The sequence below is a fragment of the Vibrio sp. S11_S32 genome (genome assembly GCF_014694465.1).
In the GTDB taxonomy this organism is placed as follows: Bacteria; Pseudomonadota; Gammaproteobacteria; order Enterobacterales; family Vibrionaceae; genus Vibrio; species Vibrio algicola.
In genome coordinates this window covers 1-18821 of the sequence record NZ_JAAUWS010000015.1, presented here as the reverse complement: position 1 = coordinate 18821, position 18821 = coordinate 1, and the positions used below count along the sequence as shown (strand labels likewise).

16 protein-coding genes are annotated in these 18821 nt (G+C 42.9%); 14 read left to right on the top strand and 2 right to left on the bottom strand.

The window, feature by feature from the left end; all coding sequences use genetic code 11:
* Positions 1-63 precede the first annotated feature (63 nt).
* A complete protein-coding gene (gene xseA, locus HC723_RS09455; RefSeq protein ID WP_190338922.1) occupies positions 64-1395 on the bottom strand; it encodes an exodeoxyribonuclease VII large subunit in 1332 nt (443 codons plus the stop codon).
* A gap of 362 nt (positions 1396-1757) precedes the next feature.
* On the opposite strand from xseA, the gene guaB reads away from it, so the two are divergent.
* The 3 genes from guaB to HC723_RS09440 all read left to right on the top strand — a co-directional run bounded on the left by guaB (position 1758) and on the right by HC723_RS09440 (position 6067).
* The gene (gene guaB, locus HC723_RS09450; protein ID WP_153447628.1) at positions 1758-3221 is read left to right on the top strand and encodes an IMP dehydrogenase; all 1464 of its coding nucleotides are present in this window, start codon (positions 1758-1760) and stop codon (positions 3219-3221) included.
* A gap of 219 nt (positions 3222-3440) precedes the next feature.
* Positions 3441-5018 carry a glutamine-hydrolyzing GMP synthase gene (gene guaA, locus HC723_RS09445; RefSeq protein WP_190338896.1) on the top strand — a complete coding sequence of 526 codons (1578 nt, stop codon included), beginning with the start codon at positions 3441-3443 and terminating at the stop codon, positions 5016-5018.
* A gap of 206 nt (positions 5019-5224) precedes the next feature.
* On the top strand, positions 5225-6067 hold the full coding sequence (locus HC723_RS09440; protein WP_342365708.1) for an ion transporter: 843 nt from the start codon (positions 5225-5227) through the stop codon (positions 6065-6067).
* On the opposite strand, the gene HC723_RS09435 is transcribed toward HC723_RS09440, so the two are convergent.
* Entirely contained in the window at positions 6064-6918 is an 855-nt protein-coding gene (locus tag HC723_RS09435) for a LysR substrate-binding domain-containing protein (RefSeq protein WP_190338894.1), read from the bottom strand. The two genes, HC723_RS09440 and HC723_RS09435, sit on opposite strands and share 4 nt — an antisense overlap.
* A 178-nt stretch (positions 6919-7096) precedes the next feature.
* On the opposite strand from HC723_RS09435, the gene HC723_RS09430 reads away from it, so the two are divergent.
* From HC723_RS09430 to cyoE, 11 genes are all read left to right on the top strand, one after another.
* Entirely contained in the window at positions 7097-8221 is a 1125-nt protein-coding gene (locus tag HC723_RS09430) for an S-(hydroxymethyl)glutathione dehydrogenase/class III alcohol dehydrogenase (RefSeq protein ID WP_194704525.1), read from the top strand.
* A 14-nt stretch (positions 8222-8235) separates the two neighbouring features.
* Positions 8236-9096, top strand: a complete 861-nt coding sequence (fghA, locus tag HC723_RS09425) for an S-formylglutathione hydrolase (RefSeq protein ID WP_153447623.1) — start codon at positions 8236-8238, stop codon at positions 9094-9096.
* Positions 9097-9648: 552 nt separating this feature from the next.
* A complete protein-coding gene (locus tag HC723_RS09420; RefSeq protein WP_342365706.1) occupies positions 9649-10395 on the top strand; it encodes an amino acid ABC transporter ATP-binding protein in 747 nt (248 codons plus the stop codon).
* Positions 10396-10402: 7 nt separating this feature from the next.
* Positions 10403-11191 (top strand): amino acid ABC transporter permease, encoded by a 789-nt coding sequence (locus HC723_RS09415; protein WP_446751401.1) that lies wholly within the window; start codon positions 10403-10405, stop codon positions 11189-11191.
* A gap of 8 nt (positions 11192-11199) precedes the next feature.
* Positions 11200-12018, top strand: coding sequence for a transporter substrate-binding domain-containing protein (locus HC723_RS09410; protein ID WP_190338891.1), 819 nt, complete (start codon positions 11200-11202; stop codon positions 12016-12018).
* Positions 12018-12899, top strand: coding sequence for an amino acid ABC transporter permease (locus HC723_RS09405; RefSeq protein WP_153447619.1), 882 nt, complete (start codon positions 12018-12020; stop codon positions 12897-12899). Before HC723_RS09410 ends, HC723_RS09405 begins: the two co-directional genes overlap by 1 nt.
* Positions 12900-13415: 516 nt before the next feature.
* Positions 13416-14360 (top strand): ubiquinol oxidase subunit II, encoded by a 945-nt coding sequence (gene cyoA, locus HC723_RS09400; protein ID WP_190338890.1) that lies wholly within the window; start codon positions 13416-13418, stop codon positions 14358-14360.
* Between the two features lie 2 nt (positions 14361-14362).
* Positions 14363-16405 carry a cytochrome o ubiquinol oxidase subunit I gene (gene cyoB, locus HC723_RS09395; protein WP_190338920.1) on the top strand — a complete coding sequence of 681 codons (2043 nt, stop codon included), beginning with the start codon at positions 14363-14365 and terminating at the stop codon, positions 16403-16405.
* Positions 16395-17009: a cytochrome o ubiquinol oxidase subunit III gene (gene cyoC, locus HC723_RS09390; protein WP_190338889.1), complete on the top strand. Its 615-nt coding sequence runs from the start codon at positions 16395-16397 to the stop codon at positions 17007-17009. The genes cyoB and cyoC overlap by 11 nt, the downstream gene beginning before the upstream one ends.
* Positions 17009-17353, top strand: coding sequence for a cytochrome o ubiquinol oxidase subunit IV (gene cyoD, locus HC723_RS09385; protein WP_190338888.1), 345 nt, complete (start codon positions 17009-17011; stop codon positions 17351-17353). Before cyoC ends, cyoD begins: the two co-directional genes overlap by 1 nt.
* 9 nt (positions 17354-17362) lie before the next feature.
* Complete coding sequence (gene cyoE, locus HC723_RS09380; protein WP_190338887.1) at positions 17363-18253, top strand: heme o synthase; 891 nt, start codon at positions 17363-17365, stop codon at positions 18251-18253.
* Positions 18254-18821 lie beyond the last annotated feature (568 nt).

The window sequence follows — 18821 nt, the reverse complement described above, 5'->3', positions numbered from 1 at the left end:
TAATTTTATTCAGTTGTTGATCTCTTTGACTATCACTAAGATCCGATACAAATGGACTTTTATCTATTCAACTACAGAGTATACATCACCGTCAACGAATGAAATGACAATTCTTTGTCCATTTTTCAAACTAGAGGCCTGAGATACCACCTTATTTTTATCATCTTTTACAATACTATAACCCCTCTTTAACGTTGAAAGTGGGCTCATGGTCTCTAATTTCTCAGTTTTTAAAATAAATTGATAACGATGATTGGTTAACTGCTTCTCAATCGCTTTATTTAAGCGTAGTCGTTTTTGGGTTAATTGATCTTTTTGATGACTAAGTTTTCTCACCGGTGAGTTGCTATTTAATTGATGAGTTAGCTTTTCTACCTGATTATTTTTATTGCGTAAATAGTGATATATAGCACGCTGAAAACGTTGAGTTAAATCATCAAGTTGTTGCGCTTGGTGATTTAATTGGTAGCGAGGATGACGCTTATCTAATGCATGACTGAGTTGAACCACGCGGGATTTTTGTTGCGCTAAGTAATAACGACTGGCATTGATTAAACGTTGATAGTGATGATGCAAAGTTTGGTGCTTATGACTGTTATCACGGCTAACCAGTTCGGCCGCCGCTGATGGCGTTGGCGCGCGCATGTCGGCCACAAAATCGGCAATGGTGACATCAATTTCATGTCCAACCGCGCTGACGATCGGGATCTGACTGGCGGCAATGGTGCGGGCCACGATCTCATGGTTAAAGCACCATAGATCTTCTAATGAGCCGCCACCGCGACCGACGATCAAAATATCACATTCATTACGGCTATTAGCGCGGCCAATGGCTTGCGCGATTTTAAACGCTGCTTCGCTGCCTTGCACTACGGTAGGGTAGACAATCACCGGCAAGCTGGGATCACGACGTTTTAATACATCCAGAATGTCATATAAAGCCGCACCCGTTTTGGAGGTGATCACGCCTATGCGTTGTGGATTTTCAGGTAGCGGTTGCTTTAAGTGCTGCGCAAATAAACCTTCACCGGCTAAACGCATTTTCAACTGTTCAAATTCTTGTTGCAAGCGACCGTCGCCTTCTGGCTGCATGCTTTCAATAATTAATTGATAGTCACCGCGTGGCTCGTACAGTGACAATCTTGCCTTCACTAACACTTGATTGCCGTTGATTGGCTTAAACGTAACGCGGCGATTATTGCCTTTGAACATCGCACATTTGACTTGGGCGCGAGCGTCTTTTAATGAGAAATACCAATGGCCCGACACCGGCGCGGAAAAGTTGGATAGTTCCCCCACCAACCACACAATCCCCATCTCATTTTCAAGCAACATTCGCACTTCGGCATTTAAACGCGAAACAGTAAATATATTGAGGTTAGAGTTTGGGGGCATTGGCACAGTGAATCTCACTAATCTAACGAAAAAGAATGGGCTAAGTATAGCCGGATCTGAGTTTAAATTGTGAATAGACTTCACCTTGAAGTGAGAAAAATCTAGCGGTGTAACGCTATTACTATGATTTATCGATATTTGGTACGTCTTGATAAGGATTCATTAAATTATGATAAAAAACACATGAAAACGGCTAGTCAAACGATTGCGCGAGGCGTATAATCCCGCTGCAATATCAAATCTCAAATTCATTTTGTTATGCGAAACGACAAAATGCGTTTATCGCTAGTGGTTTTAGTGCTTTTTAGCTTAATTCCAACAGTGAGATTTATCCTTCTAACACTCTTATGTGAGATATTGCAATGTTACGAATCGCTAAAGAAGCTCTAACGTTTGACGACGTTTTATTAGTCCCAGCACATTCCACCGTTCTTCCTAATACAGCTGATCTTCGCACTCAGTTGACTAAAAAAATCACGCTTAATGTTCCGATGATTTCTGCCGCGATGGATACGGTGACAGAAGCTCGTCTGGCGATTGCGCTTGCCCAAGAAGGCGGAATTGGCTTTATTCATAAGAATATGTCAATTGAACAGCAAGCCGAAGAAGTTCGCTTAGTGAAGATTTACGAAGCGGGCGTGGTAAGCAACCCTGTGACTATTCGTCCAACCGCAACCATCCTTGATGTAAAAGCATTAACCGATAAGCATGGCTTTGCTGGCTTCCCTGTCGTGACTCAAAATAATGAATTGGTGGGTATTATTACCGGCCGTGATGTGCGCTTTGTAACCGATTTAAGCAAAACGGTTGAACAAGTGATGACACCAAAAGATCGCCTCGCTGCGGTTAAAGAAGGTGCTTCACCTGAAGATGTACAACAATTAATGCAAGAACGCCGTATTGAGAAAGTATTAGTCGTTAACGACGCTTTCCAACTTTCAGGCATGATCACCGCAAAAGATTTCCAAAAAGCGGAAAACAAACCCAATGCTTGTAAAGATGAGCAAGGTCGTTTGCGTGTTGGTGCTGCAGTTGGCGCAAGTGCTGGCAACGAAGAACGCGTAAAAGCGTTAGTCGAAGCGGGGGTTGATGTGCTACTTATCGATTCTTCTCACGGCCACTCTCAAGGCGTATTGGATCGTATTAAAGAAACTCGCGCACTTTTCCCAGATCTTCAAATCATTGGTGGCAACGTCGCAACAGCTGCGGGTGCTCGCGCATTGATTGATGCTGGCGTAGATGCAGTTAAAGTCGGTATCGGCCCTGGTTCAATTTGTACTACTCGCATCGTAACGGGTGTTGGGGTACCACAAATCACCGCTATTTCAGATGCAGCAGCAGCGGCAGCGGAATTTGGTGTTCCGGTTATCGCCGATGGCGGTATTCGTTTTTCTGGCGATATCTGTAAAGCCATTGCCGCTGGCGCATCTTGTGTGATGGTTGGCTCTATGTTTGCGGGTACAGAAGAAGCACCAGGCGAAATCATTTTATACCAAGGTCGTTCATACAAATCGTACCGTGGTATGGGATCACTTGGCGCGATGTCACAAGGCTCATCGGATCGTTACTTCCAATCTGATAACGCTGCCGACAAACTCGTGCCTGAAGGTATTGAAGGCCGTACCGCTTATAAAGGTCGCCTAAAAGAAATTATCCATCAGCAGATGGGCGGTTTACGTTCAAGCATGGGCTTAACGGGTAGCGCGACGATTGAAGAAATGCGCACTAAAGCGGAGTTTGTTCGAATCTCTGGCGCGGGCATGCAAGAGTCGCATGTGCATGATGTACAGATCACAAAAGAAGCACCGAATTACCGTCTAGGTTAATTTGGGTTTCTGAGCAGAACGCCCAGTTTTAGCGGTAAAGGTGCTGATTGACTATCGTCATTTGTATTGGTTAATAAGATTTAGCACCTTTACCTTAACTGGAACTTTCTGCTTTGAAATATGAAGTTGCGCTACATAAAATTTTAAATGATGAGTGTTTGAGTCACTTGATGATAAGCACCCATTAATTTCACTTTAATTAGATTTTAGAGAAAAAGAATGACAACCAATATTCATGCTGAACGCATTTTAATTTTAGATTTTGGCTCACAATACACGCAACTGATTGCTCGCCGTATTCGTGAGATCGGTGTTTATTGTGAACTGTGGAGTTGGGATGTTGAAGAATCGGATATCCGTGAATTCAAACCAGATGGCATCATTCTTTCTGGTGGTCCTGAGAGTGTGACGCTTGAGAATTCTCCTCGCGCACCGGAATATGTATTTAACGCTGGTGTGCCAGTATTTGGTATTTGTTACGGCATGCAAACCATGTCTGAGCAACTTGGTGGTAAAGTTGCCGGCTCTAACGAGCGTGAGTTTGGTTACGCACAAGTTAAGATGATGGAAGACTGCGCCTTGTTCGCTAACATCGAAGATGCCATTGCCGAAGATGGTAAGCCTCTGTTAGATGTCTGGATGAGCCACGGTGATAAAGTGGTCGAGATCCCAAGTGATTTCACCAAAGTTGCTCAAACCGATACTTGCCCATACGCGGCGATGGCTAATGATGAGAAACGTTTCTACGGCGTGCAATTTCACCCAGAAGTGACGCATACTCGTCAAGGCTTACGCATGCTTGAGAACTTTGTACTTAACATTTGTGGTTGTAGCAAACTGTGGACACCATCTTCTATCATTGAAGATTCAATCGCGCGCTTAAAAGATCAAATTGGTGATGATGAAGTGATCCTTGGCCTATCTGGCGGAGTGGATTCTTCGGTGGTCGCTATGCTGCTGCATCGCGCTATTGGCGACAAATTAACCTGCGTATTCGTTGATAACGGTTTATTGCGTTTAAACGAAGCAGAGCAAGTAATGGATATGTTTGGCGATCACTTTGGTCTTAATATCATCCATGTTGACGCTGAAAACCGTTTCCTAGATGCACTAGGTGGCGAAGCAGAACCGGAAGCAAAACGTAAAATTATTGGTCATGTCTTTGTTGATATCTTTGATGAAGAATCGAAGAAACTGAAAAATGCCAAATGGTTAGCACAAGGTACCATTTACCCAGATGTGATCGAATCGGCCGCATCGAAAACCGGTAAAGCGCATGTGATCAAATCTCACCATAACGTCGGCGGTTTGCCAGACGATATGGAAATGGGCTTGGTTGAACCGCTACGTGAATTGTTTAAAGATGAAGTGCGTAAGATTGGCTTAGAGTTAGGTTTGCCTTATAACATGCTTTACCGTCACCCATTCCCTGGGCCTGGTCTTGGTGTACGCGTACTAGGTGAAGTGAAAAAAGAATACTGTGACTTACTGCGTCGCGCCGATGCTATCTTCATTGAAGAGCTTCATGCTGCCGATCTTTACAACAAAGTCTCGCAAGCCTTTACGGTATTCCTACCAGTACGTTCAGTTGGCGTAATGGGCGATGGCCGTAAATACGATTGGGTTGTGTCGCTACGCGCAGTAGAAACCATCGACTTTATGACCGCACATTGGGCGCACCTGCCTTATGACTTCCTAGGTAAAGTATCAAACCGTATCATCAATGAAATCGACGGTATTTCGCGTGTGGTTTACGACATCTCAGGTAAGCCACCAGCCACGATTGAGTGGGAATAAGTTTAATATAATCGGCCTGTAAAGCCTCAATAATGAAATGATAAGAGCTACTGATATTGTTCAGTGGCTCTTTTTTTTATCTGAAACGATTCAAACCCTCCAATGTAATACTCTGTTACTTCAAACACCTTCTCAGTATCCATAAAAAGAATATGATATTGGCTTATTTTGCTCTAAATCAATAATGAGATATTTTCTATTTAAGGGTGACACCATTGCAGCAGGTTACAACATTTCGCCATTTACAAAATGCGTTCAAGCGAATAGATCAGAGTAAGACGTTTCAAATTTTCGTAATTGCCGTGATTCTAATTTCCGCGCTAACAGTTGGCGCACATACTTATGAATTACGTCCCTCGATAAATTCCGCTCTCAATATCATGGACACTGCGATTACGATTTTCTTCTTAGTTGAGTTGATTATCCGCTATTTCGCCAGCGATGGTATTCGTGCTTTCTTTAAAAAAGGTTGGAACGTTTTTGATCTGGTGATTGTGTTGGGGAGCTTATACCCTGCGGCAGGCTCAACCATGTTTGTGGCGCGTTTATTACGAATTTTCCGAGTACTGCGTTTGGTATCAATGGTGCCGGAATTACGGGTGCTGGTGAATGCGTTAATCAAAGCGATCCCGCAAATGGGCTATATTGGTTTACTGATGTTCGTGATCTTCTATATTTACGCCGCCATTGGCAGCATGTTGTTTGGGGATATTAACCCAACATTGTGGAGTGATGTATCAATCTCGATGCTAACGCTATTTCGAGTGGCCACTTTTGAAGATTGGACCGATGTGATGTATGAAACTATGGAAGTGTATTCATTAAGTTGGATTTACTACCTAACTTTTATTTTCTTAACCGCCTTTATCTTCTTAAATATGATGGTCGGTACCATTTTAGAGGTGATGTCAGAAGAGCATAAACTGTTGCGAGAAGAGCAAAATCCCGATGCCGATACCTTCGCAACATCGAGTGAGATCCAAGCTTTGCATCAAAAAATTGATCAACTACAAAGCTCGTTAAGTGAGATGAATAAAAATCGTCATTAAGCTAAATGTTGATCTAAATAGTCGAGCAATAAGCGTACTTTAGTTGAAACGTGGCGGTTGTGTGGGTATATAGCCCATACACCGTCATCTTTGGGTTGGTGCTGCTCCAGTAATGATATTAGCTGCCCTGATTGCAGATAACTTTCCACGTAGTAATCAGGTAATTGCACAATCCCAATCCCTTTCAATGCCGCATCTAACAAACCATAACCATTATTGCATTTCAAACTACCAGTTACCGTTAATTTACGGGAATGAAAGCGCCAGTAATCTAATGTGCCTAATAAACAATTATGCTGTTTGAGTTCGATTAAGTTGGTTGGACTGCCATGCTTGCGGATATAACTGGGTGCGGCGCATAAGTATTGGGTTCGTTGTCTTAGCTTTTTCGCCATCATGCTGGAATCTTCTAATGCGCCCAATCGAATCGCCATATCGACTTTCTCTTCAGTTAAATCAACCATTTGATTGGTCAGCCATAATTCAAGAGAGAGTTCGGGATACCGCAAACAGAAATCATTAATCAAGGGCGCGACATGACTTTCGCCGTAAGCAATAGGCACTGATATTTTCAATTGTCCTTGCGGAGTATGGTGCAAATTGGTGACGGCGCGTTCTGCTTCTGCAAGATCATCTAAGATCACTCGACAATGCTGGAAGTACTCTTTACCAATGTCGGTGAGATTCACTTGGCGGGTGGTACGATACAACAGTTGCGTACCTAACCGAGTTTCTAATTGATTGACCTGACGACTTACTTGAGCGGTCGAAATCGCTAACTGTTTTGCTGCCAGAGTAAAGCTGCCGGTTTCGGCGACTGCAACGAATTCACACACACCTTGCCAGTTCATGGTTATCACCTATTTGTATTAATACTTAGTTTATTATGATGATTATTACCGATATGTAAAAGTGTTTTACCTAATGACGGGATTATCATTCGCCAAGATTGAACTATACTGATCTCAAATTAGAACAAGGGTGAACGTTCTTCACTCCTCATTAGTTTTTTGCATTAAAGGAAATATCATGACTGCACAAGTAATTAAATCACGCGCTGCGGTTGCGTGGAAAGCGGGCGAGCCATTGAAGATGGAAACGGTAGATGTCATGCCGCCGCAAGCGGGTGAAGTACGAGTTAAAGTTATCGCTACCGGTGTCTGTCATACCGATGCATTTACATTATCTGGTGATGATCCTGAAGGGGTATTTCCTGCCATTCTTGGTCATGAAGGTGGCGGTATTGTGGAATCGATCGGTGAGGGCGTGACTTCGGTTCAAGTGGGCGATCATGTGATCCCACTGTACACCGCAGAATGTGGCGTGTGCAAATTTTGTACCTCGGGTAAAACCAACCTTTGTTCATCAGTGCGTGAAACTCAAGGGAAAGGCTTAATGCCAGATGGCACCACGCGTTTCTCGATTAATGGTGAGCCGATTTACCATTACATGGGTACCTCGACGTTTTCTGAATATACGGTACTTCCTGAAGTATCATTAGCTAAAATTAACCCAGCTGCGGATTTAAAAGAAGTCTGTCTATTAGGTTGTGGCGTCACGACGGGTATGGGCGCTGTCACTAATACCGCTAACGTTCAACCGGGCGATACTGTGGCGATCTTTGGCCTTGGCGGGATTGGGTTATCGGCAGTGATTGGCTCTGCGATGGCAAAAGCTGGGCGTATTATTGCGATTGATATTAATGAATCGAAATTTGAACTGGCGAAACAACTTGGTGCCACCGACTGCATTAACCCGAAGGATTTCGATAAACCGATCCAAGAAGTGATTGTTGAAATGACGGACGGTGGGGTGGAGTACTCATTTGAATGTGTCGGTAATGTTCACTTAATGCGCAGCGCACTTGAGTGTTGTCATAAAGGTTGGGGTGAGTCGATCATCATTGGCGTTGCGGGCGCAGGGCAAGAGATCTCAACCCGTCCATTCCAGCTCGTGACCGGGCGAGTTTGGAAAGGCTCAGCATTTGGTGGCGTAAAAGGTCGCTCTCAGTTGCCAGATTATGTCGAGCGTTACATGCAAGGTGAATTCAAACTTAATGATTTCATTACCCATACCATGGGCTTGGAAGAGATCAATACGGCGTTTGATTTGATGCATGAAGGTAAGAGTATTCGAACCGTCATCCACTATTAATGGTTGGAGTTGTTATGGAATCACTCAGTTCAAATAAATCTTTTGGTGGGGTGCAGCAGCAATGTGAGCACCAATCAAAAGTGCTCCATTGTGCGATGCGTTTTTCGGTGTTTTTGCCACCTCAAGCGACAGACGATAATCCAGTTCCTGTTTTATATTGGTTATCAGGCTTAACCTGCAGCGATGAAAACTTCGTGCAAAAAGCGGGGGCGCAACGTATGGCGGCCGAGTTAGGTATTGCGATTGTGACGCCAGATACCAGCCCGCGTGGGGTTGATGTTAACGGCGATACCATTGCCGATGATGAAGCTTACGATTTAGGCCAAGGGGCGGGATTTTATCTTAATGCCACCCAAGCGCCGTGGGATAAGCATTATCAGATGTACGATTATATTGCCTACGAATTACCTGCTTTGATTGAGGCCAATTTTCCGGTTTCGGATAAACGTTCGATTTCGGGCCACTCAATGGGCGGGCATGGTGCACTGACGATTGGTTTGCGTAATGCGCCAAGGTTTAAATCGATTTCAGCGTTTAGTCCGATAGTTAGCCCGCTTAATTGTCCGTGGGGTCATAAAGCGTTAGCGGCTTATTTGGGCGATGACCAAGCATTGTGGGTTAAATATGATGCGGTTGAACTGATGAAAAAAATCAAAGGTGATACCGCGCATTTACCGCCAATTAAAGTATCGCAAGGGCTGGCAGATAATTTCCTTGAGCAGCAACTAAAGCCGCACTTATTGGAAAATGCCGCCAATCAAGTCAATTATCCATTTGAGATCAAGGTGCACTCTGGCTACGACCACAGTTACTTTTTTATCTCGAGTTTTATTGATGAGCATTTGATATTTCATGCGCAGCATTTATTAAAATAAACCATTGCAAGAAAATAACGGTTCTATTCATATTGCCGATGGAAAAAAGTGTCAAAGAACATGGATGTTCTTTTCCAAGAGCCCACGGATGGTTTAAACGTCTTTTCGGAATGGCGATATTGATTAGAACCTTAATGGGATAGATCTAACTTAAACAACAAGATTAATAAAGGGCAGCGATTAGGCTGCCCTTGGTTTATCTAACGTTTATGGCGCCAAAAAAGGTGGGTTTATCTATCAATGAAAAGGGATTTTTTTGCGTGTTCATGCTTACTCCTTAGCAAAGTACTACAATCCGTTACTAATAGATTACCAAAAAGAATGTATTTTAGAACATGACGTTAACATTTTGCGTCATCTTTATTGATCTAGATTAACTTTATATCGTATTAATTGATTATTTAACTCTGTTTTATTTTTGCTGTGAATTACTCGGCTGGTGGTATTTGTTGTGGTTATTGTTTTGAGTTGAAAAGTTTAATCAAAACCTGTGTTTATCGATAAAACAAGTTAATGTTATGATAAACAAAAGCATCAATGCCAAGGAATGTCGTGACTAGCCAAGCATCGGAACAAAATACTGTTATAAAATTTAATCAAGTGAATAAATTCTATGGTGATTTTCAGGCATTAACGGATATCAATCTGCAAGTCAGTAAAGGTGAAAAACTGGTGATTTGTGGTCCTTCAGGTTCTGGGAAGTCAACCTTGATCCGCTGTATTAACAGTTTGGAAACCATTCAATCTGGTGCGCTATCGGTATTTGGTCAAACAGTTACGCCTAGCCAACAATGGCAGGGGCGAATTGGCATGGTGTTTCAGCATTTTCATCTGTTTCCTCATCTCACTATTATTGAAAATTTGACGTTATCACCAATTAAAACCCTTAAGTTATCGAAAGCGAAAGCTGTAGAACGGGCGATGCATTATTTAGATCGAGTTAATATTGCCGAGCAAGCCTCTAAATACCCCGCGCAACTTTCGGGTGGTCAACAACAACGAGTCGCCATTGCTCGCTCGCTGTGTATGCAGCCGGAGATATTGCTATTTGATGAACCGACTTCGGCGCTTGACCCTGAAATGATCAGCGAAGTGTTGGATGTGATGTCACAATTGGCCGAAGAAGGCATGACCATGGTGTGCGTGACGCATGAAATGGGGTTTGCTAAAAAAGTCGCCGACCGAGTGGTATTTATGGATCAAGGTGAAATCGTTGAGATTGCTGCGCCGAGAGAGTTTTTTGCCGCGCCCAAGCATCAACGTACCCAGAATTTCCTCAATCAGATTTTGAGTTATTAACATGTCATTGATGCTTAAAATGGCTAAGCCTTTATTGTCGGCAGTATTGCAGATCGCGGTTTTGCTGATGGGGCTGAGCTGGATTTTGCATACTGGCGCGCAAGCGATGAATTATCAGTGGCAATGGCAGCGGGTACCAGATTACTTGTTCTTTTTCGAAGATGGTCGTTGGTATAGTGCTGAGCTTATTGATGGCTTATTGGTGACATTAAAACTCACGCTTATCAGTGGGATTGCGACCTTAATCTTGGCTTTATGTACCGCGTTATTGCGCTTGTCTGATTCCAAAGTCGGGCGATTTTTGTCTTTTATTTACATCGAAGTGATCCGTAATACGCCATTATTAGTACAAATTTACTTACTCTACTTTGTGTTTGGACCGTATTTAGGGATTGATCGATTCAGCACGGCAGTCTTGGCGTTAGCGTTATTTCAAGGCGCTTACACTGCCGAGGTGATCCGCTCAGGGTTACTTGCGGTCGATAAGGGGCAATTTGAAGCCTGTCGAACCTTAGGCTTGTCTCGTGTTAATGCGTATCGCTATATCATTTTGCCGCAAGTGATCAAAAAAACCTTACCGTCATTAACCAACGAAGCGATTTCTTTAGTTAAAAATACGTCTATTGTTAGTGTGATGGCGATTTTTGATCTTACTACTGAAGGGCGTAATATCGTCTCAGATACCGCCATGCCATTTGAAGTTTGGTTTACCGTGGCGGCAATTTATTTATTGATTACTTTAAGCTTGTCTGGATTAGCAGCATGGCTAGAACAACGAACCCGAAAAGGGCATTAGGAGCAACAATGAAACGTTTATGGATAACCTGTTTAACAACGCTATTGGGATTAGGTTTGGGGGGCGCGCAAAGTGCGTGGGCAAGTGATACACCAAACTTAGATAAAATTAATCAACGTGGCACTTTAAAAGTAGGATTAAGTACTTTTGTTCCGTGGGCTATGCGTGATGATCAAGGCGAGCTAGTGGGGTTTGAAGTCGATGTTGCTAAGCGTCTTGCGCAAGATTCAGGCTGGAAAGTCGAATTTATTCCTACTTCTTGGGATGGCATTATTCCGTCACTAATGGCGGGTAAATACGATGTGGTGATTGGTGGATTAACTATTACCGATGAGCGTTCAAAAAGCGTGTTATTTAGCGTGCCTTATTCTCACTCTGGGATTCAAATTGCTGCCAACCTTGATACCACCAAAGGTTTTAGCAAACAGGACTTCAACTCTCGCAAGATCAAGTTCGCCGCTCGTCGTGGCGCTTTAGGTATCACTATTTTACGTGAAAACTTCCCGAAAGCGAAAATCCTTCAATTTGATGACGAAGCACAAGCCTTCCAAGAAGTGTTAAATGGTAATGCCGATGCGGTGATTGCCTCAACCCCAAAACCAGAATTTGAAGCGTTAAAATACCCGAAAAAACTGTATATTCCGCTGCAAGAGCGTTTATATACCGGTAATGAAGGATTTGCGGTTCGTTTAGGGGAGCAAGATAAAAAAGCCTTTTTTGATAAATGGATTGATGCTCGCACACAAGACGGTTGGTTAGAGCAACGTTATAATTACTGGTTTAAGAGTGTTGACTGGCAAAAGCAAGTCTCGAATACCAACCAATAATGAAAATTAGTTCAGTAACGAAAATAGGTAAATTAAACCGCTTAGATATCTTTTTATTGATGCTAAGCGGTGGCTTTATTTTATGGCTATGCCTGAAAGACAGTGGTTCGTTGTCGTATCATTGGCACTGGCATAAAGCGCTTAATTTATTGTTTACCCCGAAATCGGATGGCAGTGTGTCGTATTTTATCCAAGGGATATTTGCCACGCTGCGTTTGACCTTTTGGGGGGCATTATTAGCATTAGTGTTTGGGGTATTGCTAGGCTTGGGGCGTCGTTCGTCTTATTTCATTATTCGGATGCTAGCAAATTGCTACGTCCAATTGGTGCGTAATATACCGCCGTTGGTGTTTATCTTTATTTTCTATTTTTTTATAGCCAACCAACTGGTGCCATTGCTGGGGCTGGAAGGAATATTGCGCGAACATAGTGGCGAGATCAATGGCTTGCAGCGGTGGTTGTTTGGTGATGCCAATTTATGGGAAAACCTCGCCTCTGGGGTGTTATGTATTGGCATGATCTCAGCGGCTTATATTGGTGAGGTGGTGCGTTCTGGTTTAGATAATATCGATCAAGGTCAGCATGAAGCAGCCAAAACATTAGGCTTATCTACTTGGCATCGTTATCGTTATATAATTGCGCCACAAGTATTAAAAGCGATTGTGCCACCACTGGCAGGGCAACTTATCTCGCTGGTGAAAGACTCTTCTATTATCTCTCTGATCTCGATTCAAGAAATGACGTTTGTCGGCACTGAAATTGCCAATTCAAGCGGTATGATCTTTGAAGTTTGGATCATGGTAGCGCTGTGTTACTTCATTTTATGTTTTAGCCTATCACAAGCCTTTGCATGGTTAGAGCGAGCGCAAAGGCAAATCTAAAATAGCCATAACCTCAAAGCAATATCCACTTAGTGATTTTTTGTAACGTGACTTGAGTTACATTTACATTAATCACTCAATCTGGTTACATTGAAATTCTAAATATTTAGACTACCGATTTTATCGCGATCCTAGTCTTGCTGTTTTCTATGTTCTCAAACCGTCCCTCTTGCCTTTATTTTCATTATCTTCGCTTAATGTTGGGTTTTTATGGCCTAAAATCCGACAATTCCTGCTAACTTCTTTCTGGTTAATTATCCATATTGCATTAGCTCTAAGCAAAAAAATGCTTACAACACTCGAAAAATAAATCGACACAAATGTTAATGACTTGTTTTTGAAATGGTAATTTTCATTTCTGGCGCGTGAGTTTATTTTAATATGTAAGCATAGTGTTGCAAATGTAATAATTTGTTGTTGCCTGTGGAATATGTAAGAAGCATCTAATCAGTGGTGTTTATATCAAGTGTATAAGCATGTGGTTAGTTACCTTTGACTTTAATATCGAGATTTAGAATGGAAGTATCAAGATATAAAAACATCTTGTCACGAGCAGGGTTGCTAAGCGTAATTTTGTTGTTGTCTGGATGTGATTTTGCTGTACTGGACCCTAAAGGGATCGTCGGCATTCAAGAAAAAGAACTGATCATCACTGCATTGCTATTAATGCTGGTGGTCGTGATCCCAGTCATATTGATGACGGTGTATTTTTCATTTAAATATCGCGCGTCAAATACCACAGAAAAATACGATCCTGAATGGGCACATTCCACCAAGATCGAAGTGGTGGTGTGGGCCGTTCCTATCGTTATCATTCTAATTTTAGGCACCATTACTTGGCGCACCACTCACGAACTGGAGCAATCCAAACCTTTAGTCACCCATGTTGAGCCGATGACGATTGAAGTGATTGCAATGGATTGGAAGTGGCTATTTATTTACCCCGAGCAAGATATTGCCACTATCAACTATGTGGCATTTCCTAAAGATGTTCCGGTGCAATTTAAGGTCACCGCTGACAATATTATGAATTCATTTTTCATTCCTCGCTTAGGCAGTCAGATCTACGCTATGCCAGGCATGATGACTCAAGTGCATTTAATGGCCAATGAAGCGAATGACTACAAAGGCATCTCTGCCAGTTACAGTGGTGGCGGCTTCTCTGGTATGAAGTTTACCGCACATGTAACCGATACTCGTGATGAATTTAACCAATGGGTTCAATCGGTTAAGCATAAAAAAGGCGCATTAATTATGGCTGATTTTGCGGGCTATCGTGAACTGGCAAAACCGACGGAACATGTTGCCGTGACGTATTATTCTCGCGTTCCTGACCAGTTATTTGAGGATGTGGTGAGGCAATATAAGGGCTCTTTAAACTCGATCGCTCAAGACAGCAATACTGAGGACCTGAGTAAAGTGCAGACTGCGGATGTGGCTAAATTAAAGGAAATAAAATGAGTATGTTAGGAAGACTTTCGCTCGATAGCGTGCCATATCATGAACCGATTATCGTGGTAACTTTATTGGCAATCGCCATCATCGGGATTAGCGTTGTTTCAATCATTACCTACTTTGGGGAATGGCAATATTTATGGACCGAGTGGTTCACTTCGGTTGATCATAAAAAAATTGGTTTTATGTACATTGCGGTGGCATTAATTATGCTGATCCGTGGTTTCTCGGATGCGGTAATGATGCGCAGTCAGCAATTGTTATCGTCCGCAGGTGAAGCTGGGTACTTACCGCCCGAGCATTACGACCAAATTTTTAGTGCTCATGGCGTGATCATGATCTTCTTTGTGGCAATGCCAATGATTATTGGGTTAATGAACATTGTGGTGCCTTTGCAAATTGGCGCTCGTGATGTGGCTTTTCCTTATCTTAATAATTTAAGTTTTTGGTTGTTTGTGGTCGGGGTGATCTTAACCAATCTGTCTCTCGGTGTGGGCGAATTTGCTCGTACTGGTTGGTTGGCTTATCCGCCACTGTCTGGCATTAAAGCGAGCCCTGGAACGGGAGTTGATTACTGGATATGGGCATTACAAATTTCGGGTATTGGTACTACGCTGTCTGGGGTCAACTTCTTTACCACCATTATGCGAATGCGCGCTCCTTCAATGCCAATGATGAAAATGCCGGTCTTTACTTGGGCCTCATTGTGCGCCAACGTTTTGATTATTATTTCTTTCCCAATCTTAACGGTCACCATTGCGCTATTAACACTTGATCGCTACATCGGCACCCATTTCTTTACCAATGATATGGGCGGCAACATGATGATGTACGTCAACCTGATTTGGGCATGGGGTCACCCTGAAGTGTACATTTTGGTGTTGCCTATTTTCGGTGTCTACTCAGAGGTGGTGGCGACGTTCTCGCGTAAAAAACTGTTTGGCTATACCTCTCTGGTTTGGGCTACGGTTGTTATCACCATTCTGGCGTTTGTGGTGTGGTTACATCACTTCTTTACCATGGGATCAGGCGCGAATGTGAATGCCTTCTTTGGTATCGCCACCATGATTATATCGATTCCAACAGGGGTTAAGATCTTCAACTGGCTATTTACCATGTATCGCGGCCGAGTGGAATTTACCTCACCGATGCTATGGACGATTGGCTTTTTAATTACCTTTACTGTGGGTGGCATGACAGGGGTATTACTGGCGGTTCCTGGCGCCGATTTTGTGTTGCATAACAGTGTGTTCCTTATTGCTCATTTCCATAACGTGATCATTGGCGGTGTGGTGTTTGGCTGCTTTGCCGGCGTGACGTATTGGTTCCCGAAAGCCACGGGCTTTAAGCTCAATGAAACTTGGGGTAAACGCGCATTCTGGTGTTGGATCATCGGTTTCTTACTGGCTTTCCTACCTCTGTATGCGCTTGGCTTTATGGGCATGACACGTCGTTTAAGTCAGCATATCGATCCTGAATACTTCCCACTGCTTGCGGTGGCGGCATTTGGTACTTTTGTTATTTTCTGTGGCGTTTTATGTCAAGCCATTCAGTACATTGTCAGTATTCGAGACCGTGAACATAATCTTGATTTAACGGGAGATCCGTGGGATGCACGCACACTGGAATGGTCTACCTCGTCACCTCCGCCGTTTTATAACTTTGCCACTATCCCGCAAGGCGATGAAATTGATGCGTTCTGGTATCAAAAGCAACGTGGTGAAGCCGGTGTAGAGGCCAGCTTACATGCCGAGCCTGAATACTCGCCAATCCACATGCCAAAAAATACTGCCACCGGCATGGTAATTTCTGCGCTGTCGTTGATCTTTGGCTTTGGCATGATCTGGTACATCTGGTGGCTAGCAGTGCTTGGGTTGGTTGGCATGATCGTGGTTGCTATTGTGCACAGCTTCAATGAAGACCGTGATTACTATGTTTCGGTTGAAGAAATTAAAGCGATTGAAGAGGCGAATAAAGCCAAATTAAGACAAGCAAAACAAGTTGTAGCCGCTGCAAGTGACGACGATATGGAGATTGATTATGCACGCTAATCCAGTAGTAGAGCATGCAACTGAGCATGGCCATGATGAGCACCACGATGCCAATGACATGAAACTGTACGGCTTTTGGATTTATCTTATGAGCGACTGCATTTTGTTTGGCAGTTTGTTTGCCACTTATGCGGTGCTGATGGATGGCACCGCGGGTGGGCCATCGGGTAAAGATATCTTTGAACTGCCATTTGTGTTTGTTGAAACCATGTTGTTATTGGTCAGCAGTATTACCTTTGGGTTTGGCATCATTGCCATGAAGCGTGAGGATATTGCGGGTCTAAAACGTTGGTTATTGCTCACCGGTTTGCTGGGCTTAGGCTTTATTGCGATGGAAGTGTATGAGTTTCATCACTTGATTGAAGAAGGCTTTGGTCCACAACGCAGCGCATTTTTATCGGCATTCTTTGCCTTGGTTGCCACGCACGGTTTGCATGTTACCTTTGGCTTAATTTGGCTTACGGTCTGTTATGTGCAACTCAACAGCAAAGGCTTAAATGAGTTAATGAAAGGGCGTTTTTACTGCCTTAGTTTATTTTGGCATTTCTTGGATATTGTGTGGATTTGCGTATTCACCATAGTGTATTTATTGGGAGTTATCTAATGTCAAATCAATCAACTTTAAATAAATTACAGCCAAATAATGGCCATCAAGATTCAGGTGCAAAAGGTTACATTACCGGTTTTATATTGGCGTTAGTGTTAACCATTATCCCATTTTATTTTGCTTATACAGGGGTGTTAGCGCGTCAACAAACCATTGAAATCTTAATTATTTGCGCGGTATTACAATTGGTGGTGCACTTATTTTACTTCCTACACATGGATAGCTCTGAGAAAGGGCGCTTCAATATGTTGTCGTTTGTGTTTACCGCGGTGATTGTGTTTATCGTGATCGCCGGATCGATTTGGATCATGTGGAATCTTAACCACAATATGTTGATGTAGGGGGAAGTGATGTCTAATTCCAAGTCTAGGTTTAAGCTTTATATCACTCTGACCAAGCCCGGCATTATTATGGGGAATTTGATTTCAGTATTAGCGGGCTATTTTCTAGCGGCTAAATCGGAATCGGTCACGTTGTCTTTATTAACTTATACCATGCTCGGTGTGGCATTGGTGATCGCATCGGGTTGCGTGGTGAATAATATTTTTGATCGCGATATTGATTCAAAAATGTCACGCACGCGGAATCGGGTGATGGTAGAAGGGCAGATCAATGTTGACCATGCCTTTTTATTCGCGATTGTGATGTTATTGGCCGGCACGGGATTGCTATACAAAATGGCCAACCCGTTATCTGCCGTGATGGTGTTACTCGGCTATGTGTTCTATGTGTTCTTTTATACCATGTGGTACAAACGAACCTCTGTCTATGGCACCTTGGTCGGCAGTGTATCGGGCGCGATCCCACCGCTAGTCGGTTATTTAGCGGTGACTAATTACATCAGCTTAGAAGCCGTTTTATTGTTTAGTTTATTCTGCTTATGGCAAATGCCGCACTCGTATGCGATTGCGATGTTTCGCATCAAAGACTATGAGCAAGCGGAGATCCCAGTGTTGCCGTTAGTCAAAGGGATCCAAAAAGCGCGCCACCACATGATGGCGTATGTGGCGGCTTTTTCGGTGGTGGCATTGGGGCTTTATGCGTTCGGCCACACCGGATATGAGTACTTAGCGGTTGCGGCGGTATCTTGTTATGGCTGGTCTAAGGTGACGTTTAGAAGTATGGATGAGAGTAATTATATTCAATGGTCGAAGTCGGTATTTAAAACATCTCTGCTGGTGGTTACCGCTTTTAGTTCGGTATTAGGGCTGGAGTTACTACCCTTAAGTGTTACATTTTAATAATTCTAACGTTACTGCAATGTTACATTTCAGTATTGGCCGTTTCGTTTTTTTTTAATCTAAGCATAATAAAACTCATGCAATCAACTATGCTTAAACAGTGTTAATGATTTCTTTGAAAGACTTAATACGACAGTAAACACAAAACCCTATCGCTGAGCCTTGGTGTACCGATACCCAAAAAGACGGGTATGATAACGAGAATAAGACACGTTATAAGGCTCAATTGGAATAGCGATATTGTTCTCCCTGTGTAGTCTGGCCTTACCTCCAAGTTTGCCAGACAAAATGAAAAAACACCAAGCCTCCCCAGCTTGGTGTTTTTTCATTTTATCTCGAATTTTTTTATTCACGCTAACTTATAGCAACTCCATAAATTTAATGATCGTTCAAAATTGAGTACAGAGAAAAGTGTCAAAGGACATGAATGGCCTTTTCTCAGAGCTATAGTGATTTCTGGTGTATGGAGGAACATTGCGATGTAATCTGTTAATTGGTCTCGGCAGATCAACAACTAATAGGAGATACATCGCAATGAATCAAGATTCTAATGTTATTTCAATTAATG

Coding starts and splice junctions, on each gene's coding strand:
- xseA (WP_190338922.1), bottom strand. CDS start 1,395: ATGCCCCCAAACTCTAACCTCAATATATTTACTGTTTCGCGTTTAAAT.
- guaB (WP_153447628.1), top strand. CDS start 1,758: ATGTTACGAATCGCTAAAGAAGCTCTAACGTTTGACGACGTTTTATTA.
- guaA (WP_190338896.1), top strand. CDS start 3,441: ATGACAACCAATATTCATGCTGAACGCATTTTAATTTTAGATTTTGGC.
- HC723_RS09435 (WP_190338894.1), bottom strand. CDS start 6,918: ATGAACTGGCAAGGTGTGTGTGAATTCGTTGCAGTCGCCGAAACCGGC.
- HC723_RS09430 (WP_194704525.1), top strand. CDS start 7,097: ATGACTGCACAAGTAATTAAATCACGCGCTGCGGTTGCGTGGAAAGCG.
- fghA (WP_153447623.1), top strand. CDS start 8,236: ATGGAATCACTCAGTTCAAATAAATCTTTTGGTGGGGTGCAGCAGCAA.
- HC723_RS09410 (WP_190338891.1), top strand. CDS start 11,200: ATGAAACGTTTATGGATAACCTGTTTAACAACGCTATTGGGATTAGGT.
- HC723_RS09405 (WP_153447619.1), top strand. CDS start 12,018: ATGAAAATTAGTTCAGTAACGAAAATAGGTAAATTAAACCGCTTAGAT.
- cyoA (WP_190338890.1), top strand. CDS start 13,416: ATGGAAGTATCAAGATATAAAAACATCTTGTCACGAGCAGGGTTGCTA.
- cyoB (WP_190338920.1), top strand. CDS start 14,363: ATGTTAGGAAGACTTTCGCTCGATAGCGTGCCATATCATGAACCGATT.
- cyoC (WP_190338889.1), top strand. CDS start 16,395: ATGCACGCTAATCCAGTAGTAGAGCATGCAACTGAGCATGGCCATGAT.
- cyoD (WP_190338888.1), top strand. CDS start 17,009: ATGTCAAATCAATCAACTTTAAATAAATTACAGCCAAATAATGGCCAT.
- cyoE (WP_190338887.1), top strand. CDS start 17,363: ATGTCTAATTCCAAGTCTAGGTTTAAGCTTTATATCACTCTGACCAAG.